This is a genomic window from Metabacillus hrfriensis (assembly GCF_030127205.1).
GTDB lineage: Bacteria > Bacillota > Bacilli > Bacillales > Bacillaceae > Bacillus_P > Bacillus_P dongyingensis.
In genome coordinates, this window is record NZ_CP126116.1 from 4158701 (window position 1) to 4178674 (window position 19974).

A 19974-nucleotide genomic window follows, 5' to 3' on the forward strand; every position below is an offset into this window, starting at 1 on the left:
TAGAGTATCAAATAACGTAAATATAGGAGGAACTATCAATGAAAGTTACTATTATAGGTGCAGGCAGCGTTGTTTTTGCAAAACGTTTAATCTCAGATATTTTAAGTTATTCAGAATTACAGGAAACCACTTTTGCTTTAACAGATATTCATGCGGAGAGGCTTCAGACAGCAGAAAAAATGACGAAATCAATCATTGAGAAAAATGGAAACCTGGCACAAGTCGAGGCTTATTTAGACAGAAAACAGGCACTTGCTGATGCTGATTATGTACTGAATTTAATACAGGTCGGAATGCATGAATCTACCTTGCTTGATTTTGAGATTCCTAGAAAGTACGGTTTAAAACAAACAATTGCAGATACACTCGGAGTAGGCGGAATTTTCAGAGGATTGCGCACAATCCCAGTCCTTCTTGATATATGCAAAGATATGGAAGAGGTATGCCCTGACGCCCTTCTCTTAAATTATACGAACCCTATGGCCATGCTCATGCTGGCAATCCAAAAGGCGACACCGATTAAATCCGTCGGCCTCTGCCACAGTGTTCAAAATACAGCTGAGGAATTGGCATCCTATCTGGGCCTCCCGGTAGATGAGTTAGAATATAAGGTAGCAGGCATTAATCATATGGCTTGGTTTTTAGAGCTTAAGCGAAATGGAAAAGATTTATACCCAGACCTTTTTGAAAGCATGGAAAAAGAAGAAATTTTTGCAAAAGATAAAGTAAGGTTTGAAATGATGAAACGATTAAACTACTTTATTACTGAATCAAGCGAACATATGTCAGAATATACCCCATACTTTATTAAACGTGACAGTTTAATAAAGGACTTTGATATTCCAATCGATGAATACATTAGAAGAAGTGAAGAAAACCTTAAACATTTTGATGAGATGAAGCAGATCATTAACCGAAATGAATCTTTTGAGGTTGAAAAAAGCCACGAATATGGTGCACCTATTATTCATTCCATCGAAACGGGTGTCAACAGGGAGATCTGGGGGAATGTTCTGAACACAAACCTCATATCTAATTTACCGGAAAACGCTTGTGTTGAAGTACCTTGCTTAGTCAATAAACGCGGAATCCAGTCAATTCATATTGGAGATTTGCCGCCTCATTTAGCAGCGATGAATATGACAAATATTAATGTCCAGCAGTTAGTTGTTGAAGCTGTTCTTACAGGAAATATAGACTACGTTTATCAAGCGGTTATGCTTGATCCTCATACCTCGTCTGTTTTGTCACTGAACGAAATCTGGGATATGACTGCTGAGCTGATAGAAGCGCACGGTGATCGATTGCCAAAGTTTACAAAAGGAAGAAATCTTGCTAAGAAAGCAAAGGCAGTCTCTAAATCGCTGTAAATAAGAATTTAAAAAAGGAGGAGCCTAAGCCCTCCTTTTTTCTATACTGATTTCTTCCTCCACCTTTACCCGGTTTCTCTTGACCGCATATCCAACTGCGAGTGCCCATCCAATCAAAATGAAGCCGTAAATAAATGACACTACAGAAACGTCAACAGCCCAAGTAGTTAGTAGGGTTCTTGAATTTGTCAGAACAATAAATCCTCCAACAAGGACACCCAGAAGATAAGCCGGCAATTTTCTAACAAGCCATGCTGCAATCGGAGCAGCTACGATTCCTCCGATCATAAGAGCAAAAACCCAGTACCAGTTTACTTGCTCCCAGCCAAGTGCAATGAAAAATCCAAGGGTAGCCGAAACAGCGATAGCAAATTCGCTTGTGTCGACCGTTCCGACAACCTTTCGTGCGGATGACCCTTTTTGCGATAAAAGTACAGGAGTTGCAATCGGTCCCCATCCCCCGCCGCCTGTAGCATCTGCAAAGCCGGCAATTAACCCAAGAGGTATCGATTTTTTCCGTGTTAGTGGAAGAGATTCACTTTGCTCACGTGCTTCAAAATGAAATAAGAACCGCAGCATGACATAAAGACCCAATACCAAAAGAAAGATGGCTATAAAGGGTTTTGCCAAATCACCAGGCAAATTGCTCAAAAAGGCTGCTCCTGCAAAGGCCCCAATAGAACCTGGAATAATCAGTTTGTAGACTGCCTGCTTATCAACATTCCCAAATTTTATATGTGAGGCACCTGAAGCGGCCGTTGTAACTACTTCTGCTAAATGAACGGAAGCAGAGGCAACTGCCGGTGCTATCCCAAACGTAAGCAGCATTGTTGTGGATGTAACACCATAGGCCATTCCTAAAGAACCATCAATAAGCTGTGCCAGAAAACCGATAAAAGCAAAAATAATTAATTTCCTCAAAGCAATTCCTCCCCACTTGGAAACGAAAAAGGCCCTTAACAAAATGCTAAGGACCTTTGGTTATCCAATCAGTCTGATTATTATAAATTTTTTAATGTAATTTTATTATATATAATTCCTATGAGTTTACAAGGATTAATTTTTTTTTTATTTCGCCCTCTCTTTTACATTTGTGAATGCTGCTTTTTCAAAAAGATCACTCATTTTCTTGTTTGAGCAGGGAATGTGTCTAATACATTATTGATCAAAATCCATTCATGCCTCTCATGCCATTTTCTAGCGTTCACCTTATATATGTGCAAGCTCAGGGGAATTTGTGCGCGTTCACTTTATATATGGGTTCGCTCATGGAAATTTGGGCGCGTTCAGCCTGAATTTATACGCGATCTGCCAATTCCTTCCCAAATAGCGCGACTAAAAGCTTGACCTGATCCTTCACAAGTTGGGGCAGCACTCAACAAATTCATTTTTTCTTGGATTTGAAAATCTGATAAACTAAGTGGAACACAAGATATTAGAAACGGAGTGTCTCCCCCTTTGATATTAGGACCCAGAGTTTTAAAGACTGGATTATCAGTTACACTTGCTTTATTTATCTGCTCTATCTTTCAGCTTGAGCCTTCAGTATTTGCAGGAGTCTCTGCTATTTTTACGATTCAGCCCTCCATTTACCGGACATGGAAACAAGTGCTTGATCAAGTACAGGCGAATACACTTGGAGCCTTGCTTGCTCTGTTTGCCATTTTCTTTTTCGGCAGCAATCCGATTGTAATCGGGGTAGTTGTGATTTCTGTCATTTTAATCAGCTTAAAGTTCAAAATGGAAGCGACCATTTCACTGACTCTAGTAACAGTCTTGGCGATTATGAGCGCTCCCGGCAATGAAGACTTCTTATTTGTCTGGAATCGATTCTTGATTATATTGATAGGCATTGCTTCTGCTTTTCTTGTTAATCTGCTGATTCTTCCGCCCAAGTATAAAGAAAATTACTACGCAAAAGTTCAATCTGTTTTTGAAATCATGTCCCTGTTGATGAGGACAGCCATCTCAGATGAATTAACGGAGAAATACTTTCAGGAAAAACAAAAGGAATTTAGAAGCGAGCTTCAAAAACTGGAGGATATATACGATATCTTTGACGAAGAACGGGAAAAGATGGCAAAGGTAAATCCGGTGAATGTAAGGGAGCTGGTCGTTTATAAACAAATGCTGAAAACCATTCAGCAGGCTGCAGATGTCTTAAAAGTCATTGAAGAACATTACTTTCAGAGCCGCAGCACGATGGTTGACGATCAATTATTTGATTCCCAGATTGAACAATTAATAAAGTGGCATGAATATCTTCTCTTTAAGTATGAGGGGAAAGTTAAGGTTAATGATCAGTTCGAAGATGACACCTTGATCCGCGAAAGCAGGATATTCCTTATTCAAATGATGGAGTCCGATTCTGAAAACCTTAAAAATCAGCGTTTGACTGTTGTTGCTTCAGCTATTTATGAATATGCGTTCCAATTGCAGCGACTTGATCAGCTTGTCGACCGGCTGGTAAAAAGAACATAAAATAAGGAAATAAAAAGCCCTTCACTGGGCTTTTTTTCATTCACTCAAAGGATATCTCCGACTATATGTCTAATTTAAGAGGTATCAAAAGTTGTGAGGGATGAGTAATGGAAACCCTTTGCGAAAAAATCAAAGCTTCTGGCGGAGACCTTGCGGCTAAAACCATTGAGCTCTCTCCAAGCCTAAAAGAATATGAATCGATTCTTGTGACTTTTTATCAAATCATCGGGGACTTTTTGCACAGTGAACAAGAAGAGCTTGAGCATATATTCACGTCCTATGCTAAATTATTTGCAGGAAGATTAATTAGCACCCCCTCATCAACAGATGCATCCCTGAAAAGCGTCTCTGTTGTCCGGAAAGTTCTAATTGATTTTCTTGAAAGACACTCAGCAGACTTTCCCATGTCTGCGATATTTGAGGTTCTGAAAAAACTTGATCCACTGCTGCAGATGATGTCCGCTTCTATTTTGACCCACTATCATGAAAATCTTCTATTGGCGAAATTTGAACTGGATGAATCGAATAAAGATCTGCAGATTACATTGAAGGAGCTTGCTGATCTCAAAAAAGCGCTGAATGAAGCCACTATTTTTGCCATTACAGATAAAAATGATGTGATTACATATGTTAACGATAAATTTTGCACAATCTCAAAATATGATAAGGAAGAGCTTATCGGCCAAAATCATCATATCTTAAACTCATCCTTTCATCCAACGTCATTTTTCGAAGAAATCCTGACGACGATAAAAGACGGTTATGTATGGAAGGGCGAAATTCTTAACAGAGCAAAAGATGGTTCTGAATATTGGGTTGATACGACAATCGTTCCCTTTTTAGATGACCATGGAAAAACCTATCAGCATATTTCCATTCAATATGATATTACAGATACGAAAAGAACGGAGGATATGCTTCGCAAAGCTGAAAAATTATCAATGGTAGGAGAGCTCGCAGCCGGCATCGCCCATGAAATCCGTAATCCGATGACCGCAATTAAAGGCTTTGTCCAATTATTGGACGAGTCATTTGACGGAATGAAATATGCGGATACAATTTTAGCTGAAATTGAACGGATCAATTTTATTGTCAGTGAATTTATGGTTTTTGCAAAACCTCATGCGACTTATTTCAGCAAGTGCATCCTTTCGGAAATCGTTAAGAGTGTGATAAAGCTATTAGAGCCTGAAGCGCTTTTGAAGAATGTTGTTATTTCCTTATCGATTCCGTCTGATGAAGTTTCCATTTTCGGGGAAAGCAATCAATTAAAACAAGTCTTTTTAAATATGCTGAAAAATGCAATTGAATCCATGTCAGCAGGCGGGAACATTTATGTTTCCATTGAAAAAAATTTAAAACAAATCAAGGTTTCCATTCAAGATTCAGGAATTGGACTGTCAGATGAAGAAATCCATAAACTCGGCATACCCTTTTACACAACAAAGTCTTATGGAAATGGCCTTGGACTGATGGTAAGCTATAAAATCGTTCAAAACCACGGGGGGCAAATCGAGGTAACCAGCACGGTAAATAAAGGAACATGCTTCACGCTTTTATTTCCTGCCAAATCAGATGGAGAATAAAAGGATGATATTAAAAAAAGTCCAGCTATATACTGGACTTTTCATTTATGCAGACTTCTGTACTTTATTCTCAACAAATTCTGACTGAACAGTACGCTTTGATTTTTTGATTTTCGGTACAGGTATGATAAAGCCGCTAAGCGGTATAAATTGCAGGATCCGGATAAACAGGACTGCAATCAGCATAACCGCTGCAAACATCAGAGGTACATTTGCTACTGTCCAATAATGTTTCGGCATATGATTCGCAAATAGATACAGGATCATCGGATGAATGAGATAAATACCCATTGAATATTGCCCAATTAGCTTCAGTGGTTTATTAATCACTCGCCACTTTGACAGCAGAGGATATATGCCTATTGTAGCAATACATAGGAGCGGAAGGTTGATCAAATTTGTCAGCCTCCGGTTTGATACTTGTCCAGTCACCTTGTACTCTACAACTGCTCCGGCAGAAATAATCAGAGCAAGAGCAAGCATTTGCCAAGGACGTTTTGTTGCAAAACGGACAATTTCTTCCCAAAAGTAAGCTAGTACACCGCCAAATGCAAAATAAAACACCCAGATCGGCATAAATGTTTTACTGGCTAAAAACTCGCCCAAGGCCCCTTCTATTCCCGGGTTAAATCCAAAAAATTTATAACTGATTATGAGAGCAATAAATGCAAATACAAGCATTAGCGTCTTTGTCCGAAACAGCTTTTGTATAAAAGGGAAAATAAAATAAAACTGAACAACAATGGCAACAAAATAGAGATGATAAAAAGATTCTCCCATCAGAATCTTCTTTAATTCTTCCCAAAGATCTCCGGCGGCCTGATTATCATAATGGTAAGTAAGAACACGGTATACCAAGCTCCAGATCAGAAAAGGCATCAGGATTTTAGAAAAGCGTGATTTAAGAAAGCTTCCCATTTCAAAGCCCTTCCTCTTTACCTGGTAAAAAAGGAGAAAACCGCTGATGACAGCGAATGTCGTAGTACCAAACCTGCCTAACTGATTAAGAAAATACGTAAACCAGTGCCATGTTTGTTCATTAGCATAATAATGTGTCGCAGTTACATGTACTCCTACTACTGCGATGCAGGCAAATGCCCTTAAAAAATGAATCTCAAAAATGTAATTTCTGCTTTTTTTACTCGTTGCACCTGTTGACTGAGCAGACATTCATTTTTCCCTCCCTTTATTCTAAAGTTCCATTTTAGTTTAATCGGAATCATCATACAAGAGGTGGTTTTTGTAAAAAAGCGTTCTTTAGAATGGAATCTGCAAAGGTGACATATGATACAAGTTTTTATTTTGTAAGCGCTTTATCAGCTGTACCTGTTTATAAGTATTTATACCCATAAAAACTCCTTTTGAAAAAGTCGGTTGAATGGTCATTAGTATTTGGTAAATGTTTCTTTTTTCTGAGAAATGAAGGAATTTGTTATCATTGCTAATGAATCAGAAGAATCACATTCCAAAATTAACACATCCTAACACTATCTTTTCAACAAAGGCGTGTTAATAATGAAAAATACATACGAATGCATTATCATCGGCGCAGGTATTGCAGGTCTTCAGGCTGCTATACAGCTTGGACGCTATAATCGCAGGGTTCTGGTGATTGATTCAGGTTCTGGCCGTTCTTCTCTATGCAGGAGCTACCATAATATTTTAGGATGGCCTGATGGAGTAAGCGGAAAAACGCTTCGGGAGCTTGGTAAAGGTCAGGCAGAACGGTCAGGTGTTCATTTTTTAAATGGGTATGTAACAAGTGTCAGTAAAGCTGATTCTATCTTTCATGTGAAGACAGAAAATGGTGAGAGGTATAAGGCAATGAGAATTTTACTGGCAACCGGCTTAACTGATCGCCTGCCTCACTTGCCTAATTTGTACCCATGTCTTGGGATTAGTATTTATGTCTGCCCTGACTGTGACGGCTATGAGGTGCAGGGAAAAAAAACATTGGTGCTCGGATCAGGGTCTTCTGGAGCTAATATGGCTCTCACTCTTACATATTGGACAAAAGATCTTACCTATATCAATCATGAAAAAGAGTATTTGCCTGAGGATCTAAAAATGAAATTGCGTGAAGAAGGGATTAGCTGCGTGGATGAAGCTATTGATTCTGTATTAGTAAATGGATCTTCTGAGTTTACAGGGGTTCAGCTCTCTGATGGAAGAAGGATATACGGTGACCGTGCATTTGCTGCGTTTGGAGGCAATACTGTTCATTCTGAATTGGCCGTAATGCTCGGAGCAGAAAGACTCGAGAACAAGCATGTGGTGGTGAATCCAAGAACTAAAGAGACGAGTGTCCAGCATGTCTGGGCTGCTGGAGATGTCGGAGTTCATTCTGAACAAGTTACGATTGCCATGGGAGATGGCTGTCAGGCTGCAATTTGGATTCACAAGAGTTTGCTTTAGCAGGATACATTTCTAAAAATGGAAGATAAAAAGGGGAAATAGGGAGATAAATGGCTGAAATCCATTGGTACTATCCGAAAATCAATGGATAAACTGCATATGAAAAGCCGGCTCATCAGCCGGCTAACTTCTAATTATATTTTTTAAAAACAAGCGTCACGTTATGACCGCCAAATCCAAGTGAATTGCTTAAAACAGCGTTCAGCTCCTGATTTCTTGCTTCATTCGGAACGTAATCCAAATCAAGTTCAGGATCGGCTGTCTCATAATTTATTGTAGGCGGAATCACCTTATCTCTAATAGCCATTACAGAAAAAATAGCTTCTATAGCACCGGCTGCACCCAGCAGGTGACCTGTCATGGACTTGGTTGAGGAAATTTGGAGCTTATAGGCATGACGGCCGAAGACGGCTTTGATGGCCTGTGTTTCGTAAAGATCATTATAATGAGTGCTTGTGCCATGAGCATTAATATAATCTACATCTTCAGGCTTTAATTCTGCATCCTGCAGCGCCATTATCATCGAACGCTGACCGCCTTCGCCTTCTGGTGCAGGTGTTGTAATATGGAAAGCATCACCTGTTGCCCCATACCCGGCAATTTCTCCATAGATCTTGGCTCCCCTGGCCAGTGCATGATTAAGCTCTTCAAGTATTAAAATGCCTGCCCCCTCTCCGATAACAAATCCATTTCTGTTTTTATCAAAAGGCCTGGAGGCTGTTTGAGGATCAGGATTTGCAGACAAGGCTGTCATATTTGAAAACCCGGCAACCGTCATTGGAGTAATGGCTGCTTCTGTTCCGCCGGTAATCATGACATCAGCATCTCCCCGCTGTATCACTTTAAAGGAATCTCCTATTGAATTAGCCCCGCTCGCACAGGCCGTTACTGTACAAGAGTTGATTCCTTTTGCACCAAGCTCAATAGATACTCTCCCAGCTGCAAGGTCAGGAATTAGCATTGGAATAATAAAGGGGCTTACCCGTCTTACACCTTTGTCCAGAAATTTAATGTGCTGCTCTTCAAACTCTCCTAAACCGCCGATGCCCGAACCAATCCAGACTCCGACTCTCTCTGCATTGTTTTCATCAATTGTAAGCTCTGCATCTTTCACAGCCATTTTGCTTGCAGCTACAGCCAGCTGAGTAAACCTGCCCATTCTTCGCGCTTCTTTCATATCCATATACTCTTCGGGTTTAAAATCTTTTACTTCTGCAGCAACTTTCGCGTTATAGATACTAGAATCAATATGAGATAAGGGTCCAATTCCGCTTATCCCTTTTTTAATGCGGTCAAAGCTTTCTTCCGCTGTATTTCCAACCGGAGTGATGGCTCCAAGACCTGTTACAACAACTCTTTTTTTCATGCTAAATCCCCTCCCTGAAAATGTTTCTGTATAGACTATTTTACCATCAAGCTTCAGGCACTTGCCACCAATCCTCTTCTATTAAAGAAATAACAGCTAATCATTGAAAAAATAGTTTAAAAGACTTAGTATTTAATTAGTAAGGGAATTTACTATTTTTACATATTTTTGAAATAATTTAAAATTTACCTAAGGAGTGAACAATTGAATGGGTGTTACGCTCAGCAAAGGTCAAAAAGTTGATTTAACAAAAACCAATCCTGGTCTTCAGAATGTCATTGTAGGATTAGGATGGGACGTGAGCCAGCATGGATCTACGTACGATCTCGATGCTTCGGCGTTTTTGCTGGGACAGTCCGGCAAAGTAAATAGTGATCTTGACTTCGTTTTTTACAATAATCCGAACGGCGGAAATAGCTCGATTCTATACACTGGTGATAATCGCACAGGTGCAGGACATCAGGATGATGAACAAATTCAGATTCATTTAACAGCTGTTCCCCAGTCCATTCACCGCATTGCCTTTACAATCACAATTCATGATGCACAAATGAAGCAGCAAAACTTCGGACAAGTCCAAAATGCATATGTGCGAATCTTTAATCCTGCTAATAATGAAGAGCTCATTCGATTTAATCTTGGCAGAGACTTCACAGTTGAAACAGCGATTGTGGCAGCAGAGCTTTACCGACATAACGGCGAATGGAAATTCAATGCGATTGCAAGCGGCTTCCAAGGTGGCCTTGCAGCATTGTGCCGCAATTTCGGAGTATCTGTTGATGATGAGCCTGCACCAGCGGCAGGAATTCATTCACAAGGATTTCAGCAAAACCAGGCTCAGCCTTCATACTCCCAGCCTTCACCAGTATACGGGCAGCAGAATCAGGCATTTGGACAGCATAGTCCGTCCTATAATCAGCAAACTCCATCGTTTGGTCAACCTGCGCATGGTCAAACAAATTCTCAGCCTCCTGCTCAAGGATCACAGACATACAGCGGCGAGAACATCAGCTGTATCCGCTGTCATTCAACAAATGTCCGGACAGGCGAAAAAGGATTTGGTCTTGGTAAAGCGGCTGTCGGCGGATTAATTCTTGGTCCTGTCGGATTATTGGGAGGATTTATCGGAAAAAACAAGCTGAAGTTCACATGCAACAGCTGCGGAAATTCCTGGTCTCCAAATCAGACGGATTATGCAGACTGGGCCAACCAGCAAAAAAGAAAAGCAATGGAATTGTTTCAGAAATACAAGAGCCAGGATGTGCTTGAAGCTGTTGTTTCCGCATGCGCACTAGTAGGAATGGCAGATGGCAGATTAGATCCGGCAGAACGCCAAAAAATGATGGAATTTGTGAATCAGAGTGAGGAATTGCGCGTTTTTGATACAAATAAAGTCATTCAGCAGTTCAATCTATATGTACAGCGCATTGAAAGGGATCCTATGATCGGCCGTGCTGAAGCATTTAAAGCACTTGGCAAAGTCAGATCAAAGCCTGAAATTGCAAGACTTGTTGCACGCTACTGCATCGCAATTGGCTATGCTGACGGTCATTTCGACCACAATGAACAAAGAGTGGTAGCTGATATCTGCAATGAACTCGGATTGAATCCGAATGAATTTCTTTCTTAAAAAAGCGGATGGCCTCGGTCTGCTCCGATAGGCAGATAAGGATCGGCGGATAAGTCCGGTTTTGACTTTATTGGAGGAGATGTTCTGACCAGGTGCTAGTCGCTGGAGCTAGACATGACTAAGCAAACCTATATACTTTTTTATCCATAAAAAAATGGAACCCCTGATCGATCAGGGGTTCTTTTTCACTTAAAAATAGTCTGTTACCTTTTCTCACGCATTTAGAGTACTTTTGATTTTTCTATAGTAGAATAAGAGAAAATCAGAAAAAAATTTATCCTTCCCTGATCATATAAACCCCTCTTCTTGGTTTTACGACAGAAGGATAGCGGTCGATAACCTTTACCATAAACGCGGAGGGAGACGATACCCTTTTGCCAGTTTGTGCTTCCAGATCATCTGCAATTTGTTTAGGTGTAGCTACTTTTCTGTTCCTTAAAAGGTGAAAAGCAGCTGCAATCAATTCATTTGACTCTTTTTTTGTATATCTCACAGTTCTCCATCCCCTTCTGATAAAAATCCTATTTTTTCTATTTTACTTGGAAATCCCCCTTAAATCTACAACGTTTTAAAACGTTAAAGCGTTGATTCATATTTTTACTATATTCCTATATTAACTTTTTATTACCTCTTATTTTATAAAATTCTCACTCAGAAAGTTGCATATAATGAATTCATGTCACTTTAAGGCGGAGGTTTTCTATGGGCTCTCTTCTTATTAAAAATGCTGAGATCATTACAATGAATGAACAGAATGATATTTTCACAGGAGATATTTTCATAAAAGATGATCTGATTGCAGCGATTGGAACCAATCTGCAGAACCCTGCTGAAAAAGTCATTGATGCTGCGAGGCGGACTATTATTCCGGGGTTTGTTCAAACACATATTCACTTATGCCAGACTCTATTCCGCGGCAGAGGAGACGATCTTGAGTTATTGGATTGGCTGAAAAAAAGAATTTGGCCTCTTGAAGCATCCCATGACGGGGAATCTGTCTATTATTCTGCGATGCTTGGAATTGGGGAATTGATTCAAAGCGGTACCACAACCATCGTTGATATGGAAACCGTACACCATACCGATTTTGCTTTTCAGGCCATTGCTGCTAGCGGAATACGTGCGTTATCAGGAAAAGTCATGATGGATAAAGGATTTGACGTGCCGGCAGGACTTAGAGAGAAAACGGAGACCTCAATCCAGGAAAGTGTTGATTTGCTTGCGAAATGGAATTTATATGATAACGGCAGGATCCGTTATGCTTTTTCTCCGAGGTTTGTCATTTCCTGCACAGAGCAGCTGTTAAAGGAAGTAAGAGGATTATCGATTGAATATGATGTGAAAGTACATACACATGCTTCTGAAAATCAAGAAGAAATTAAGATCGTTCTTGAAGAAACAGGCATGAGAAACATCGTCTATTTAGATCATCTCGGTCTTGCGAATGAACGCCTTATTCTTGCCCACTGCGTCTGGCTGGATGAGAATGAGAAGCGGATTATTAAAGAACGCGGCATACATGTAAGCCATTGTCCCGGTTCAAATCTTAAACTCGCTTCCGGTGTAGCAGATACAAAGGGACTTCTCGATATGAATGTGAGTTTAAGTCTTGGAGCTGATGGTGCTCCCTGCAATAATAACCTGGATATGTTTAATGAAATGAGGCTTGCTGCCCTTCTTCAAAAGCCGATTCATGGCCCTGCAGCCATGGATGCGAAAACGGTTTTTAAAATGGCGACGATTGGCGGAGCAAAGGCCGTTGGCTTAGAAGATGAAATCGGCAGCCTTGAGATAGGGAAAAAAGCAGATATGGTCATTCTGAATCTCAATCAGTTCCACACATACCCTTCAGAAGCAGATCCAATTTCAAGAATTGTTTACTCTGCCGGACGAGGTGATGTTGAGACAACAATCATTAATGGAAAAATCGTGATGGAAAACGGATTCATGAAAACAATGAATAAGGAAGTCATATTAAGAGAAGCCAACCGCTCCATTCATCGCCTGCTGAAAAGAGCGGCATTGACTTAGTGAGGTATAATAGAATCATCACCTTATAGAAATGAGTGAATGATTCTGAAAGATTTTATTAAGCTTATAGCTGAAATCGTTAATAATATACACGATATGATCAATGCGGCTGCCTACCAGACGCTTGGACTGAACGTGACAGATAAAGATTTGCATTTTTGGATTATGGGCATTATCGGAATGGGCGTATTTGTGTTCGTTTATCTATTATCTAAATGGCTGTCAAAGCTGCCATTCGGCATTACTGCTCTCTCATTCTTTTATACACTGACATTTATGTTTGTTCTCGTATTTGGAATAGAGATACAGCAGGCCCTGACTAATAGAGGCAACATGGAATTTATAGATGCTATAGTAGGACTTTGGGGATTTGTTGCCATGTTCTTGATTTATATTGGACTCATTCTTGCATTCTTGATCATCAGAGGTATTTTCAAGCGTGACAAAAATGAGGATGTTGATCTGTAAGAGCTCTCCTGCGGGGGCTCTTTTCTTTTTAGAATGGTGCCTTAGAAATCGGAAAAAGCGAAATCCATGCCCCCAATTTATTATGCTGTTATCGCAGCTTATCTGGCCAATAGTCTGTGCCTATCAAATGTTTATCAGTCTATTTTCAAGTTTTATCAGCGTAAATCGAGAGTTTATCAGTATTAATTATTTACCCCGAAACCACTCAATTAGGTTCTCCGCCCCCCCAAAATATTTTTCTGCTCTTACGTCGACAGCTTATACATATTTCAAAAAAAACTCCATACCTATTACTAAGTTCGTATATTTTTTTCAAACTTTAATGTAATCGCTTACAAAGGAGGGCGCTGTTAGAGTGAATATTTTACTATGCTGTGCTGCTGGGATGTCAACAAGCCTGCTTGTTTCTAAAATGGAAGCAAGCGCGAAGGAGCAAGGACTTGATTGCAGGATATGGGCTGTTGGCGCCAGTGAAGTAAACAAGCATTTGGATCAGGCGGATGTCCTGCTCGTAGGACCGCAAGTCCGCTATTTGCTGCCGCAATTAAAGACAAAGGGGCAGGAACGCGGAATTCCGGTTGATTCCATCAATATGCTGCATTATGGAACATGCAATGGAAAGGAAGTTCTAAATTTTGCGCTTGGACTTATTAATTCAGCTAAGGGGTGACTAGAATGGGAAAGGTCAATCGCTTCTTTGAGGAAAAATTTATGGTGACCGCTGCAAAGGTTGCAGGTCAGCGGCATCTTCAGGCATTAAGGGACGGTATTATTCTTACAATGCCGCTCATTATTATCGGTTCTGTGTTTTTAATTCTCGGATTTCTTCCGATCGAAGGCTATCCGGAATTTATGGCGAGCGTGTTTGGGGACCAATGGCTGACAAAGCTTCTCTATCCAGTCGGGGCTACGTTTGACATCATGGCGCTGATTGCATCTTTTGGGATTGCCTATCGCCTTGCTGAAAAATATGATGTTGATGCCCTTACAGCTGGGGCGGTTTCTGTTGCAGCATTCCTCTTGGCCACTCCCTACCAAGTTCCGTTTCTAGCAGAAGGTGCATCAGAAGCTGTTATGGTCGGCGGCGCCATTCCTGCTGCTTTAATGGGAAGCAAAGGACTATTTGTTGCAATGCTTCTTGCCATCCTATCAACTGAAATATTCAGGTTCGTCATTCAGAAAAACCTTGTGATCAAAATGCCTGACGGTGTACCGCCGGCAGTTAGCCGTTCGTTTATAGCGCTTATACCTGGATTCTTTATTCTTACATTTGTCTGGCTATTGCGGTTACTCGTTGAAAATACGTCCTTTGAAAGTCTTCATAATGTCGTCAGTATCCTGCTTGGCAAACCGCTCGGCGTCCTTGGCGGAAGTTTGATTGGAAGTCTCGTCGCCGTAATCCTGATTCAGCTTCTCTGGTCAACAGGACTTCACGGAGCAAGTATCGTCGGCGGAGTCATGGGTCCAATCTGGCTGACTTCTATGGATGAAAACAGGGTTGCCTTTCAAGCGGGAGAAGCTCTGCCAAATATCTTCACTCAGCAGTTCTTTGACCTATTCATATATATTGGCGGATCGGGAGCCACGCTGTCACTGGTCTTCTGTATGCTCTTCCTTGCCAAAAGCCAGCAAATGAAACAGCTTGGGCGGCTGTCCATAGGACCGGGTGTGTTCAATATTAATGAGCCGGTCACGTTTGGAATGCCGATTGTCATGAATCCTCTGCTGATCATTCCATTTATCTTAACACCTATTGCGATTACAATCGCAACCTACATTTGCATGACGACGGGAATTGTTGCTAGACCAGCGGGAATCGGAGTTCCATGGACAATGCCTCCCCTTTTTGGCGGGTACTTGGCAACTGGCGGAAAAATATCAGGGCTCATCATGCAGCTGATTAACATGGTGATTGCCTTCTTTATCTACTATCCTTTCTTCCGCATGTGGGATAAACAGAAATTCAGCGAAGAAAATCAAGCTGCTTCCTAATGGAGGGAATCTATGAATAAAGAACAGCTTTACGAGCTTTCCTTCCATCTGATTGCCCATAGCGGCAATGCAAGAAGCCTTGCGATGGAAGCGATACAGGCATCTAAAAAAGGAAACTTTGAACTTGCTGTTAAAAAACTTAAAGAAGCCGATAAGGAGTTCGTTAATGCTCACCGGTTCCAAACAGAGCTGATTCAAAAAGAAGCAGGCGGTGAAAAGTACGACCTCCCTATCATCCTTGTCCATGCACAGGATCATTTAATGACAGCGATGACTGTCAAAGATCTTGCCGTAGAAATCGTTGAAATTTATCAGCGGACAAAGAAGGTGTAAGCATGACGAATAAAAATGGATTAAAAATCGCAACGATTGGCGGCGGTTCATCCTATACGCCTGAGCTGATTGAGGGGTTCATTAAACGCTATGATGAACTTCCCGTATCAGAGATATGGCTTGCTGATGTTCCAGAGGGAAAAAGAAAATTAGAGATCGTAGGAAGCCTCGCTAAACGAATGGTTGAAAAAGCAAATGTGCCAATTTCCATTCACCTGACTCTTAATAGGCGCGAAGCATTGGAAAACGCAGACTTTGTTACCACTCAATTTCGTGTAGGACTTTTGGAAGCACGGGCAAAAGATGAACGTATTCCGCTTAAATATGGGGTTCTTGGCCAAGAAACAAATGGTCCTGGAGGCTTGTTTAAAGGTTTGCGCACCATTCCTGTTATCCTCAGCATCTGCAGGGAAATGGAAACCCTTTGCCCCGATGCCTGGCTGATCAATTTTACCAATCCAGCCGGAATGGTAACGGAGGCCGTCCTGAGATACAGCAATATCCGCAAGGTTGTTGGTCTATGCAATGTGCCGATCGGTATGGAAATGGGTGCGGCAAAGCTATTGAATGTTGAGCACAGCCGGATCCGGATTGATTTTGCGGGCTTAAATCACATGGTATATGGACTTGATGTGTATTTAGACGGGGTAAGCGTTAAACAGAAAGTGATTGATCTTATTACACATCCAGAACAATCCGTCACGATGCAGAATATCGTTGCGCTCGGATGGGAGCCTGAATTTTTAAAAGCCCTGAATGTATTCCCTTGCCCATACCATCAGTACTATTACAAAACGAGGGAAATGGTTGAAAAAGAGATGAAAAACGCGGAAACCGCCGGTACCCGTGCAGAAGTTGTGAAAAAGCTTGAGGATGAGCTGTTTGAACTCTATCAAAATGAGGAGCTTGCGATTAAACCTGCACAGCTCGAAAAACGCGGCGGTGCTTATTACAGTGATGCTGCTGTACGGCTGATTCACTCCATCTATACAGACAAAAGGGATATTCAGCCAGTAAATACAATGAATAATGGGGCGATTGTAAGTCTTCCCCATGATTCTGCAATTGAAATCAGCTCTGTCATCACAAAAGATGGCCCTAAGCCGATTGCCATTGGAGATCTGCCTATTGCTGTCCGCGGTCTAGTTCAGCAAATAAAATCCTTTGAACGTGTCGCAGCAGAAGCTGCTGTTACCGGAAATTACAGTACAGCTTTGCTCGCAATGACAATTAATCCACTAGTCGCTTCCGATGCAACAGGTAAAAAAATACTTGATGAAATGCTTGAAGCTCATAAAGAGCATCTGCCTCAATTTTTCAAGTGAAAAAGAACCGGCCTTTGTGCCGGTTTTCCTCTATTTATCCTCTTTCATATGTAAATCCCTTCTGAAACCAAACGTAAAAAATCCGGATTATCACCAAGATCATAAAATTAACGGCAAAAGTAAGCAGCCAGCTGTACCGGGTATACTCTATCAAATCTGTGTATTCAGCAAGCAGCCACGCTGATAATTGAATACCGAATGCAGTTAAAGAAAAGTAAAGGAATTTGTGCCAAAAACCCTTTTTAGGATAACCAAGAATAAACAAGACCCCGATAGTCGGATAAAAAAGATAATACAGGGTAAAGCTCATTTTTGTAGCATCCGGAAATTCCCGGAATGGAAATTTCATTCTTCCCAATAGCGTTTGAATATAAACGAAAAGCCAGCCAATCGATTGAGAAAATAAAAGAACAATTTGCGCATCTCTTCGTTTATTTTTGGGGACTTTCCAGACAAGCATTAATATGGCCAATCCCCAAAGTGAAAGCAGAACAAGAATCTCACGCATGATTTTCTCCAGAAGGTTTGAGACCTTTTTTAAACCAGATTACATATTGATGATTCGCCATCAAGACCAGCATCACTGAGAAAAATGTCCAGTACCATTTCCATTCATCATATTTCACTGAATTCGTGTACGTTTCAAGAATGACCTCAGCAATAGTAAAAATGCCAGAGAAGATGATTGCATAGAGCCACTTAGTATGAATTTTTTTTGACGAAGGATAATACAGGCTAAATAAAATAGCCAATACAGGAAACAAAAAAAACTCAAATGTAAAACTCGATTCATTCACTTGATTCTCCTTGCTGAAAAGCTGTACGGGGTAACTGATCCACCCCATCTCCACAACAAATAACCCTGCTGCCCATGTCAGTGAGCTAAGTGAAAGAAAGGGCACCCAGGCTTCTCTGGCTTTTTCCCTCGGAACAAATTTCCATATTAAAAGAATACTTAACAAGATTGCACCGGCAATCACTAATCTTTCAATGATCATAGTCTCTTTTCCCATTTCCATTTTTTTATTACTATCGGTTTAAAATCAGAAAATTATGTAAGAAGAAATAGGGTGTTGGATTTTTTAAAAGCGATCGTACTCAGATTACAGGGAAGTGCCCGAAATCGCGCAAACCTCTGGTTCAGCGGGCCATCGACTTCAGTAATCCTGTCACATTCGGGCACCTGAAGCACGCTCTGAAATTTTTATTTACTAGAATAAAAAAAAGACGCTGAACACGTCCTTTTAGTCTTTATCTTTAATGATTACCTTTTCCAGTGAAAGAAATTCACTTCCGCTTATAACAAGATAGATTGACATAGCAAGTAATGCCACATCCAACTCGTATCCGCCTATAAATCCGCTGCCAAGCTTAGCTGTAAAGATGGCTCCAAGCATAATCAGCCCAAAAAGAGCGGCAACAATTCGTGTACCAAGTCCAAGCATTAAAAGAATTCCTCCGGCTGCCTCTATTATGGCCACAGGATAAGCGAGAAAACCAGATACTCCTATACTGTCGAAAAATCCTGCTGTGTTTTCGACTCCTCCCTGAAATTTCGTTAAACCGTGAACGAAAAAAATAAATCCTAATGCGATGCGTAAAATCAGTCCGCCAAGTTCTGCATTCTTTGTCATATGTAAAACACTCCTTTTTATTTCATACTACATATCGTAGTGTAATTCCTTAAAAATTTTTAAGACAGCTCGATCAAAAACATCATCAGCAGCATGAAAAATACCAGCATAGAGACCGCGGCCTTTTTTAACGGCAGATCTAACGGTGTCTCTGCGAATGGATCAAGAATTTTTTGGATTCTAAGATTGATAGCGGTATCTGCAAATGGTGCATACGAGAATGATAGAAGCTTCTTTTTTTGATTTTTTTTCAAGATCTTGAGCAGCGCACTTCCTAAATCTGCTGAAGATCGAAGTCTGCTGATGGCATAATGATCTGCCAGCAGCTCGCGGATCATTCTGTATTTTTGATAAAACCAGCCGAGAATCGGAATATACCACATCACAGATGAGCACAGTGATAATACAAAAAGCTTCAAAGGATCTCTGTTTTTTTGATGATAAATCTCATGCAAAAGAACGGCATGTCTTTCTCCTTCATCAAGCAAATTCAATAGCCCGGTAGAAAGAATGATTTTCGGACGGAAAAACCCCATTGTCAATGACAGAATAGCATCCTCTTCAATCACCAGGATGGTCTCTTTTGGCAGAGAGAATTGACGGTTGTATTGAGACGTTAAAGATATGTTCATCCGTTTAGCCATTTTTTTATGAATGGTATGTGAGAGGTAAAGCTGTTTTATAATCTTGTAAACTGTCATGGCTACGGTCGCATAGATAATCACTTCAAGTAAATATTCAAGCGACGAAAACCCCATGGACTGAAGGGCTGTACTGCACAATTGAATCAGATTAAACTCAATCGGCAGGCCGAGCAATTTTCGAAAAAGATAGATTGTCATTTGAATGAGCAGAATCATTGAGATGGACACACAAGCTAAAAATACTTGCTTTGATCTTTTTTCCCACATTCTATTTTTCCTTTTTCATTTCTTTTATTTTTTGCTCAAGCTTTGCAATCAAGCTCTCATCTGCTTCCTCAATGCTGTCAATCATATGGCTTACGACAATTTGTCCAAACTCGTCAATCAGTCCGTTTGTCAGCTCTTTGGATTGTGCACAAAGAAATTCTTCTTTAGTCAGGACTGGACGGAACAGCGATCCCCTTCCCTCAGACCGCTTAGTTAGGACATCTTTTTCAACGAGGCGGTTCATGACTGTCATCACCGTGTTAAAGCTCATTTTTTTCTCTTTTTCAAGCTTCTGCTGAACGTCTTTTATCGACATTTCAGATGAATTCCAAAGGATATTCATAATCTTAGCCTCTAATGGACCAAAAAAACGATTTAAGCCTTTTTCATTAAATTTAAAATTCTGGATTTTCACAATGACAACACCTCACA

At 40.7% G+C, this 19974-nt stretch carries 20 protein-coding genes; 11 read left to right on the top strand and 9 right to left on the bottom strand.

Features of this window, described 5'->3' with window-relative positions:
* The first annotated feature begins 38 nt into the window (after positions 1-38).
* Positions 39-1370, top strand: coding sequence for an alpha-glucosidase/alpha-galactosidase (gene melA / locus QLQ22_RS20685; protein WP_284015455.1), 1332 nt, complete (start codon positions 39-41; stop codon positions 1368-1370).
* Between the two features lie 24 nt (positions 1371-1394).
* Here the strand turns inward: melA and QLQ22_RS20690 are convergent, their stop codons facing one another.
* Positions 1395-2291 (bottom strand): sulfite exporter TauE/SafE family protein, encoded by an 897-nt coding sequence (locus QLQ22_RS20690; protein ID WP_223437672.1) that lies wholly within the window; start codon positions 2289-2291, stop codon positions 1395-1397.
* A gap of 537 nt (positions 2292-2828) precedes the next feature.
* Between QLQ22_RS20690 and QLQ22_RS20695 the strand changes: the two genes are divergently transcribed.
* Complete coding sequence (locus QLQ22_RS20695; RefSeq protein WP_284015456.1) at positions 2829-3851, top strand: FUSC family protein; 1023 nt, start codon at positions 2829-2831, stop codon at positions 3849-3851.
* 107 nt (positions 3852-3958) lie between these two features.
* Positions 3959-5437 carry an ATP-binding protein gene (locus tag QLQ22_RS20700; RefSeq protein ID WP_284015457.1) on the top strand — a complete coding sequence of 493 codons (1479 nt, stop codon included), beginning with the start codon at positions 3959-3961 and terminating at the stop codon, positions 5435-5437.
* 45 nt (positions 5438-5482) lie between these two features.
* Here QLQ22_RS20700 and QLQ22_RS20705 read toward each other — a convergent pair whose 3' ends face one another.
* Positions 5483-6607, bottom strand: a complete 1125-nt coding sequence (locus tag QLQ22_RS20705; protein WP_284015458.1) for an acyltransferase — start codon at positions 6605-6607, stop codon at positions 5483-5485.
* A 345-nt stretch (positions 6608-6952) separates the two neighbouring features.
* On the opposite strand from QLQ22_RS20705, the gene QLQ22_RS20710 reads away from it, so the two are divergent.
* Positions 6953-7852 (top strand): NAD(P)/FAD-dependent oxidoreductase, encoded by a 900-nt coding sequence (locus QLQ22_RS20710; protein ID WP_284015459.1) that lies wholly within the window; start codon positions 6953-6955, stop codon positions 7850-7852.
* A 130-nt stretch (positions 7853-7982) separates the two neighbouring features.
* On the opposite strand, the gene fabF is transcribed toward QLQ22_RS20710, so the two are convergent.
* Positions 7983-9218 (bottom strand): beta-ketoacyl-ACP synthase II, encoded by a 1236-nt coding sequence (gene fabF, locus QLQ22_RS20715; RefSeq protein ID WP_284015460.1) that lies wholly within the window; start codon positions 9216-9218, stop codon positions 7983-7985.
* Between the two features lie 208 nt (positions 9219-9426).
* On the opposite strand from fabF, the gene QLQ22_RS20720 reads away from it, so the two are divergent.
* The gene (locus QLQ22_RS20720; protein WP_284015461.1) at positions 9427-10848 is read left to right on the top strand and encodes a TerD family protein; all 1422 of its coding nucleotides are present in this window, start codon (positions 9427-9429) and stop codon (positions 10846-10848) included.
* Between the two features lie 274 nt (positions 10849-11122).
* Here QLQ22_RS20720 and QLQ22_RS20725 read toward each other — a convergent pair whose 3' ends face one another.
* Complete coding sequence (locus QLQ22_RS20725; protein WP_284015462.1) at positions 11123-11341, bottom strand: Rok-like winged helix domain-containing protein; 219 nt, start codon at positions 11339-11341, stop codon at positions 11123-11125.
* A 209-nt stretch (positions 11342-11550) separates the two neighbouring features.
* On the opposite strand from QLQ22_RS20725, the gene QLQ22_RS20730 reads away from it, so the two are divergent.
* From QLQ22_RS20730 to QLQ22_RS20755, 6 genes are all read left to right on the top strand, one after another.
* Complete coding sequence (locus QLQ22_RS20730; protein WP_252207321.1) at positions 11551-12879, top strand: 5'-deoxyadenosine deaminase; 1329 nt, start codon at positions 11551-11553, stop codon at positions 12877-12879.
* A 39-nt stretch (positions 12880-12918) separates the two neighbouring features.
* On the top strand, positions 12919-13347 hold the full coding sequence (locus QLQ22_RS20735; protein WP_223437686.1) for a hypothetical protein: 429 nt from the start codon (positions 12919-12921) through the stop codon (positions 13345-13347).
* 355 nt (positions 13348-13702) lie between these two features.
* A complete protein-coding gene (locus QLQ22_RS20740; protein ID WP_223437688.1) occupies positions 13703-14017 on the top strand; it encodes a PTS sugar transporter subunit IIB in 315 nt (104 codons plus the stop codon).
* A gap of 5 nt (positions 14018-14022) precedes the next feature.
* Positions 14023-15339, top strand: coding sequence for a PTS cellobiose transporter subunit IIC (gene celB / locus QLQ22_RS20745; RefSeq protein ID WP_284015463.1), 1317 nt, complete (start codon positions 14023-14025; stop codon positions 15337-15339).
* A gap of 12 nt (positions 15340-15351) precedes the next feature.
* Positions 15352-15672 (top strand): PTS sugar transporter subunit IIA, encoded by a 321-nt coding sequence (locus QLQ22_RS20750; RefSeq protein WP_284015464.1) that lies wholly within the window; start codon positions 15352-15354, stop codon positions 15670-15672.
* 2 nt (positions 15673-15674) lie between these two features.
* The gene (locus tag QLQ22_RS20755) at positions 15675-16997 is read left to right on the top strand and encodes a 6-phospho-beta-glucosidase (protein ID WP_284015465.1); all 1323 of its coding nucleotides are present in this window, start codon (positions 15675-15677) and stop codon (positions 16995-16997) included.
* Positions 16998-17031: 34 nt separating this feature from the next.
* Here the strand turns inward: QLQ22_RS20755 and QLQ22_RS20760 are convergent, their stop codons facing one another.
* The 5 genes from QLQ22_RS20760 to QLQ22_RS20780 form a co-directional block, all read right to left on the bottom strand.
* On the bottom strand, positions 17032-17505 hold the full coding sequence (locus QLQ22_RS20760) for a CBO0543 family protein (RefSeq protein ID WP_284015466.1): 474 nt from the start codon (positions 17503-17505) through the stop codon (positions 17032-17034).
* Complete coding sequence (locus QLQ22_RS20765; RefSeq protein ID WP_284015467.1) at positions 17498-17995, bottom strand: CBO0543 family protein; 498 nt, start codon at positions 17993-17995, stop codon at positions 17498-17500. The genes QLQ22_RS20760 and QLQ22_RS20765 overlap by 8 nt, the downstream gene beginning before the upstream one ends.
* A 246-nt stretch (positions 17996-18241) precedes the next feature.
* The gene (locus tag QLQ22_RS20770) at positions 18242-18631 is read right to left on the bottom strand and encodes a DoxX family protein (RefSeq protein WP_284015468.1); all 390 of its coding nucleotides are present in this window, start codon (positions 18629-18631) and stop codon (positions 18242-18244) included.
* A gap of 59 nt (positions 18632-18690) precedes the next feature.
* Positions 18691-19542, bottom strand: a complete 852-nt coding sequence (locus QLQ22_RS20775) for a M56 family metallopeptidase (RefSeq protein ID WP_223437705.1) — start codon at positions 19540-19542, stop codon at positions 18691-18693.
* Between the two features lies 1 nt (position 19543).
* The gene (locus QLQ22_RS20780) at positions 19544-19957 is read right to left on the bottom strand and encodes a BlaI/MecI/CopY family transcriptional regulator (protein WP_284015469.1); all 414 of its coding nucleotides are present in this window, start codon (positions 19955-19957) and stop codon (positions 19544-19546) included.
* Positions 19958-19974: the final 17 nt, after the last annotated feature.